The 7,280-nt window shown below is 46.3% G+C and carries 7 protein-coding genes and 1 pseudogene; 1 reads left to right on the top strand and 7 read right to left on the bottom strand.

What is annotated here, in order from left to right:
* Window positions 1-17: 17 nt before the first annotated feature.
* From Q0668_RS19640 to Q0668_RS19615, 6 genes are all read right to left on the bottom strand, one after another.
* Window positions 18-323, bottom strand: coding sequence for a hypothetical protein (locus Q0668_RS19640; protein WP_366918967.1), 306 nt, complete (start codon window positions 321-323; stop codon window positions 18-20).
* A gap of 221 nt (window positions 324-544) precedes the next feature.
* Window positions 545-1,321 carry a hypothetical protein gene (locus Q0668_RS19635; RefSeq protein ID WP_298867756.1) on the bottom strand — a complete coding sequence of 259 codons (777 nt, stop codon included), beginning with the start codon at window positions 1,319-1,321 and terminating at the stop codon, window positions 545-547.
* Between the two features lie 66 nt (window positions 1,322-1,387).
* The gene (locus Q0668_RS19630) at window positions 1,388-2,119 is read right to left on the bottom strand and encodes a peptidoglycan recognition family protein (RefSeq protein WP_298867755.1); all 732 of its coding nucleotides are present in this window, start codon (window positions 2,117-2,119) and stop codon (window positions 1,388-1,390) included.
* A gap of 425 nt (window positions 2,120-2,544) precedes the next feature.
* The gene (locus tag Q0668_RS19625; RefSeq protein ID WP_298867754.1) at window positions 2,545-3,423 is read right to left on the bottom strand and encodes a DNA-binding domain-containing protein; all 879 of its coding nucleotides are present in this window, start codon (window positions 3,421-3,423) and stop codon (window positions 2,545-2,547) included.
* Window positions 3,420-4,349 (bottom strand): DUF692 domain-containing protein, encoded by a 930-nt coding sequence (locus Q0668_RS19620; protein ID WP_298867753.1) that lies wholly within the window; start codon window positions 4,347-4,349, stop codon window positions 3,420-3,422. The genes Q0668_RS19625 and Q0668_RS19620 overlap by 4 nt, the downstream gene beginning before the upstream one ends.
* Window positions 4,350-4,491: 142 nt before the next feature.
* Window positions 4,492-5,001, bottom strand: coding sequence for a hypothetical protein (locus tag Q0668_RS19615; protein WP_298867752.1), 510 nt, complete (start codon window positions 4,999-5,001; stop codon window positions 4,492-4,494).
* Window positions 5,002-5,663: 662 nt separating this feature from the next.
* On the opposite strand from Q0668_RS19615, the gene Q0668_RS19610 reads away from it, so the two are divergent.
* Entirely contained in the window at window positions 5,664-6,476 is an 813-nt protein-coding gene (locus Q0668_RS19610) for a DUF255 domain-containing protein (RefSeq protein WP_298867751.1), read from the top strand.
* Window positions 6,477-6,600: 124 nt separating this feature from the next.
* Here the strand turns inward: Q0668_RS19610 and Q0668_RS19605 are convergent.
* A pseudogene (locus Q0668_RS19605) lies at window positions 6,601-7,280 on the bottom strand (hypothetical protein); the annotation flags it as partial.

Here is a 7,280-nt window from a genome sequence, read left to right as displayed (position 1 = left end):
GCTTTGTCTGCATTATTTTAAAACACGTCCAGGAAGAAGTGATTTCCTTTGTGGTAGGGACGTTCGCTGGGATAAAAGTTGTGCCAATTCTGGTTGTATACAGGAATTCTTCGATTTTGAGGATACCGGTAATACAGATTGTCATAGCTCCCCTGTGGTCTCTGGAAGTTTTGGGGATAATAGACATAGGGGTAGTGGTAAAATCGGTTCCAGTCTGTAGGTTGTCCGCGACCGGCTGCCATTGCATCGGAAGGCGAAAAAGTAGACGTGGCCAACCCAACCACAAACAGGAACAACCCTGCGAGCATGAGACGCCGCACCATCATAGTTCTCTCCTTGCCAGTCAGTAGAATAAAGCGATCAACCCCGCTGGGGTCGTTTTATTAGCGAATGAAAACCTAAATTATTCAGGATTCCGCTTTATTCATCGGTCTGATCAAGGGCATCACAACAGGAAACTTCTGCATAAACAGATTAATCGTCGTAATTAAAACTGTACATGTACACCGCAACGCAGAGTCTAAAAAGCAGAGTCTGAGAGGTTTCAGACGAGCCAGGCCGTCGAAATACCTTCCATGATCCATCGATCGAGCGTGATCAGCAATTCAGATTCATCGTGTGTCTCGGCTTCCAGCGCATTCACTATTCGTGTATCTGAACCGGTGGTTTCCCACATGCGTGTCACCCATTGGGACGAAATGAGGCTGTCTGATTTGATGGAGATACGATGATCTAATAGAACCCGTTTGCCTTGCAGGTTGACGTTGCCCGTACTTTGAAAATCAGTTTTCTTGAAGCAGCCGTTAAATAAAGCGGCTCCCGCAAAAAAATGGGGGGCTAACATCAGCAGTTTTGTGGCAACAGAACAACCGGTGCCTGTTCCCACGAGATAGATTCGTCTCTCATGGATATTGAGAACTTTTTTGAGCTCCTGAACCGTCTGTTGGATCGTGTCCACAAACTGTTTCACGTACAGCTGACTGTCGGGCCAATGATATCCGCCAGCAGGATCTGCAGGGTCTATTGCGGGAGCGCGAAATGAGAGTCCCAGATAATTTCGCAGGCTGATCTGCGGCATTACTTCATGTAAATCGTGTTCAGAACCACCGTCTGAATGCAGCCAGATGACCAGCGGATAAGCATAGCCGGGTTCGTAGTGTTCCGGACGAAATAAGGAGACATGTTTCACAGGTAAGTTGACTGGAGTGTCTGATGTAGCGAGTGCATCCTTTATTCTGTCCGTGGGAGGGGATTGCGTATTCCCCGCTCTCTCTTCGTGGAATACTTTTTCAATCCATTTAAGACGCTGCAAATAATCCATTGTCGTTTTTCTTTCAGTGCGTGAATCTGAGGTAAGTCTTAAATGTGGGGCGTTATCGTTGTTTTTTTATTCCTGAGCCAGCTCAATAATTCTGGGTTGATCTGGCTTTTGTGGGGATATGGCTCCGAATACAGGCAGGTCAACCGCAGCAGCGACTTCAGACATGGGGAAGTATTTTCCAGGACAGGCGGTTGCTTTCACATCGCGATGTCCTTGTACATTTTCGCCAGCAATTTTGTATTCTGCTTTGAGAATTCCCACCAGTTTCTTGACGGCTACTAACTGTGCTTCGGTGGGAGGCTTCTTTTCAAAATTTCCCACCAGACAAACACCAATCCCTTTCTGGTTGAACTCCTTAGCTCCCGCATGCGCACCGTGCATCTGTTCGCGCCAGCGAAATGTGGGCTCAATGTCGCCATCGGGCATGCCATTTCCATTTCCAATGACGAAGTGATAACCAATGCCTAGCCAGGAGTTGCCGGACTTGTCTTTTTTCTTGCTATGAAGATCGTGAATGCTTTCCACACTACCGGTGGTTGAAGCGGTGTGATGAATCACAATATATTTCCAGTCACGTAATTCCGCTTCGGGCTTCCAGGGATTTGGCGGTTCAATGGCTACCATCGGTGGCGTAGTAAACAGCGGCGTTTGAGGGGTGGGCTTTGCAACCTGAGCCGGATATTGCGGGATCGGCCTCGGTGAATTAATCGTCACCGGAGGCAGGGATGTTCGTTGGGTACATCCTGCAATCTCCAAAGCCGGCAACATCGCGACGCAACACATTATGGTGCCCTTCATATTGCCGCCCTCCCTGACAGCCTGACTGCAGATCAACTCATTTGAAAACGAATGAAAATACGGAATTTATCCCGTTAATAAAATTTCTAAGTCGGGACTGTAATTCCGAGCCGATTTTGTGTCAATGCGGGGAGTGCTGGTGATTTAAGCTGTACTTCTCTGGAATTCAAAAGCAGACTCAATTGTGATTAGAATGGCTCCTAAATCACGGCATTTCGTGAAAAAACAGCATGAATTTACTGTCCATATGCCCCATTTTTCTCATATTGCGCAACCGGCGCGATTTTGTTCAAAAAACTGAGAACATTCAAATCAGGGTCATTCAGATCAAAGTTCGGCAAGTGGTCGACTGCAAGATTGCAAGGCACCTTGATTGCGGTGTGAATCTGACGCTTTCTGAGTGGGATATTACCTTCAGACAACCGTCACTGTTTAGATACATCAATGAAAAACGCTGCTGTCGTCCAGTGTTTAAACCATTCATGGAGCTTGGCACCTAACTCTTCTGGTTCCATGAGATCTGATTCCGCGAGGCACGTGATGGCGTCTCCGACGTTCAACCCCTGTTGCAGCTTTGAAAGCAGGAGATATTCCGCTTGAGACACCACTTCTCGACGCACGATGTAATTTCGGCGTGTGATCGCCAGGCAGGTCAGCTGCTGTTCCGGAACCTGGGGTGAGTTTCCTTTTCTCGCCTGGGAAATAAATTCATGAACGGGAAATTGAAACTGCATCAATCTGAAACAGGGTGCCATTTTGAGAGTTACTTCAGGCCATTCTTCCGGTTGTATGGAATTCAATACTTCCGCGGTGAGAAGTGTTTCCTGTTCAATGCCGGGACCATCAAAGACTTCGCTATAAACACGTTCCAGGGTAGCAATCTCGATCAGAAAGTCAGTCCAGTTGAATTCATTCTCCTCAGCGGGAGGTTTATGTTCTGTTAAAAACTGAGGAAAGTGCGCCCCTAAATCGCAGAGTGTGTAACTTGTGGGGTGAAATTCCTGAAGATATTCCATGCTAAAGGCCCCAAAGGCCGTCTTTCCCATCGCACTCACGAGCGCCGGATATTCCTCGCTTAAACATTCCAGCAGGCGGGCATAATATGCGTTCGCATAGATTCCCATTCTTTCCAGACTTGTTTGTCTGCTGGAGGCAGTAACGACTGTTTCTAACTCGCTTCTTTCGAGTGGGATCTCAGATTGTGCCGCTTCAGAGTCGATGCCCGCTTCGACTCCGCCGGGCCAACTGATGACGGTTTGCATCCAGCGTTGGAGTTGGTCCAGATTGCGCGATTCGTTGCTCATTCGACTTCTGCTACAATAAACGAGGCCGGATGAGGAATTGCCGCTGAGGAAGGATTTGTGACCGTCTCTTCCAAATTCGCTTGATTTCGCACAGGTAAATTCTCATCCATATATTTTCTTGCTTTGAGTACTTCTGCATGCACAACAGGAAAGGGAGGAATATCCGCATCCCATTCAAGTAATGTGGCCACGCCTCCTGTGCGCTGATGCATTAATTGAAAGAGGTTCCAGACCGGATCTATGACCTGCCCATTATGGGTATCAATTAAGTGAGTGCCACAGTTCGTGTGGCCTGCCAGATGACATTGCACTACACGTTCAGCTGGGATCATTTCAATGTATTTCACGGGATCGAATTCATGATTCACGCTGGAGACATAGACATTATTGACATCCAGCAGTAAGCCACAATCAGCTTCTTCCGCCATGCGGCAGACAAATTCAGATTCTGACATGGTACTATCTTGAAATTCCAGATAGCTGCTTGGATTTTCCAGAACGAGAGGACGCTCCAGAATATCCTGAACGATGCGAATGCGTTTTACCAGATGGGTCAATGTATTTTCATTATAGGGAATTGGCAGGAGATCATGTGTATTGCGTCCCGCGACACCGGTCCAGCAGACGTGATCGGAAATCCAACGCGCGTTGATTGACTCCGCCAGTGTTTTCAATTTTTTCAGATACTCGCGATTGAGTGGGTCTGTACTTCCAATTGAAAGCGAAACACCGTGCATGACAACGGGATATCGATCCGCGATCTGCTCCAAGACATGTCTGGGTCTGCCAGCAGAGTCCATGAAGTTTTCTGAGATGATTTCAAACCAGTCAACCTCTGGCTGGTGTTCCAGAATATGAGGAAAATGCACGGTTCGCAAGCCCACCCCCAAACCCAGATTTTCATGGCCGAGACGTGGTTTTAACATAGGTTGCTATTCCCCTTTGATCGTGAACGACTTCTTAATAAAATTGAAGCGATTCTGTTATTCAGACTCCTAACAAAAAGCAGGCTCCCCATCAATCTGGTTGATAAAGGAGCCTGGACTTTATTGCTACAAGTTGAATCTATTATTTTTTAGCGGCAGGTGCGGGACCTACTTTTTTACCTGCTTTGTCCATTGATTTTTCAAATTCTACGCGGGCCAGTTTCCAGGCGTCTTCCATCAAAGGCACACTACAGCCCCCCTTGCCCTTACAGGAATTCATACCGGGATTCGTACCACAGCCACCCTGGCCTTTACATTCATTGGCACCAGAACAGGTGTGTGCTGCGACTGAAGCGCAGGCACCCAACCCGGCGCAATCATTTTCGGCGCCGCCATGCTTTCCTTTACAGGTGTTTAAGCCACGACAGACATGTGGTTCGGACATCAAGAGACTGACATCTTTGTCTCCTTCTGCATGATCGTGGTCATCCTTCGTAGTACTGCCAGCCTCTGGTTCGCCTGCTGGAGGAGTTACTGGAGCGGGTGGCGTTTTGGACTGACAACCATACATGGTGGAGCCAGCTACCATTCCGCCGAAAGCTGCAAATGTCAGTCGATTAAAATCACGGCGATTCATTTCAGGACGTTTCATTGAGTTCCTCAGAGATTCAATTGAGTATGTGATGATGTTTTAGACAAGACTTTAAGACTAAACAGAGCTTCTCTGTTGTTCTGTGAGTTATCTCACATTTACCTCTGAAATTAAACTGCGGCATCTTGAATTCACTAAAAAACATCACTTCTTTTTCAACTGGTCTGTTTTGATAAGTCCTGTGATTTTCCTTTGTTTCCATCAAATTGACTCTTGGATTACCCGGCCATTCTCTGGGGATGTACGTTAACTCACAGATTCGATGCTCAGGTCGTTCGATAATGAATTCAGAGACAAATGGAGCTCACATTTCAGTGAAAGTCACAAGAATCAGATCGGGCTGGAAACAGTTCTCTAAATCATGTTGAGAAGTGTTCCATTTAGCCATCCCAAATCAGGAGGCAGGAAAGTGTTCTCGATGATCGATGTGAGTCAAAACCAAAGGGAGGAATGGTTTAGGCCAGTAATTCACCTCCCGTCAACACAGGAAGTATAGGGAATCTGCACTAATCTCCTTCGCTACCTTCTTTCTCTAATCGTTCCAAGCCACAAATCAATTACATAAATCTAAACTAGAATATTCCTGCAAACTGAACACACCGTCAAATAATACCGATAGGTAAACCGTGTCAGATTTTTGGGCCTTTTCCTGAGGGATAATTATGAGACTACTTAACCTTCTTCTTTTTTCAATCTGTTTGATATCAATATCTTCACTATCCAACCCTGTTCAGGGAGAGGAAATACGCTGGCAAACCAACTTAAAACAAGCCGCAAAACAGGCTAAAGCAGAAGATAAAGCCATGCTCATTCAAATTGGCGCTTCCTGGTGCGGATTTTGTCACAAAATGGAGAGAGAAACGTTCAAGGACGCCAAAGTGGTCAAGCATATTAACTCCTGTTTTGTTCCGATTCATGTGGATGCTGATGAGAGTACAGAATTGGTAGAAGCCATTGGTGTGTCCGGATTACCCATGACTGTGATTATCACACCGCAGCTGAAAATCGTGAAGAAGATCTCTGGCTATGTCGCCGCTCATGAGATGGAAGGACATTTGAATAAGATTTGTGTTGCAAAACATGAGCAACCAGTTCCAGCGCGTTCGAGACCAGCGATTCAAAAAATCAGTCGAAAGCAGGTTGCCCCCGAATTTGCATTCAAGGGAGTTTGTCTAGTCAGTATGCTGGATGATCAACTAATTGTGAAAGGTGAATCGAAATTTCATACAGAATACAATGGACGCAAAGTCTGCTTTTCTTCCGCGGGACATAAAAAGCAATTTGATTCTGACCCGGATCGCTACTGGCCTGCCTTTGAAGGAAACTGCCGCGTGTCTCGGATGGAAAAGAATCAGGCTGTTGAGGGTAACCCTCAAGCAGGTGGCGTGTATAGTGAGAAACTGGTTTTTTTCACTTCTGCAGAAAATCGAGAACGATTTTCATCCAATCCCTCGATGTATATTCTGCAACCCTAAAATTAAAAACACCTGACAGCATTCCTCAACTTAGGTTGGAAGGGAGAGGAACAACGTGCTGCCAGGCGTATTCTCAGGTAATGAGCCTGCTACCTTTAAGGTGGCAGGTTTTTTTAGTTAATGATTACTGAACTGTTTCTATCGATTTCGGTTGGAGCCAGACGATTTTTCCTTTACGGGCAATTTCTTTGCCTTTAACGCTGACTTTCAAACTTTGGAAGCGGCTCTTATAGAGATTGGGGTGTGAGTCATGTGCACCTTCTACTACATAGATGAAACCATCATTGCTTTTTACAGCTAACCCCAGTTCGTCAGGATCCTGTTTAGGATGAACCCCATATTCACAGGCAGCGCAACCAGTGGTCCCTTTGACGGAAACCAGCTTAGTCTCGGTAGCAGTATTACTACTTGTTTTCAGTCCAATTTTTTTCTGCGCTGTATATTTCTCAGGATTCTCCTGGAACTTCTGCAACACACTCTGGTTGGGAAACTGATAACGCAAACCCTGATAAATTGCGGTGAATTCCGGTTTGCCCGCGAGCTCTTTCCCGCCATCGATTTTACAGACAGCACACTTGCCGCCATAAGCTAAATCGACATCAGCATATTTCTGAGGAGACTGTTCAAACATTGCTTTGAGCGAGTCATTCGGAAATAAGAAAGCGCGACCCTGATAGAAACTCAGATGATCAATCTTCCCAGGACTGCGTACGCCGTCATGATGCGCAAAGCAGATCGTACAATCTCCGTTCAACCCGCATTTCCCAGATGACTTCCCTCGCTTTGGCACGTAATTTGCGCCAT

It is taken from the genome of uncultured Gimesia sp., from assembly GCF_937910335.1.
GTDB lineage: Bacteria > Planctomycetota > Planctomycetia > Planctomycetales > Planctomycetaceae > Gimesia.
The sequence above is the reverse complement of the archived record's forward strand: the minus strand, read 5'-3'. Positions and strand labels throughout refer to the sequence as shown.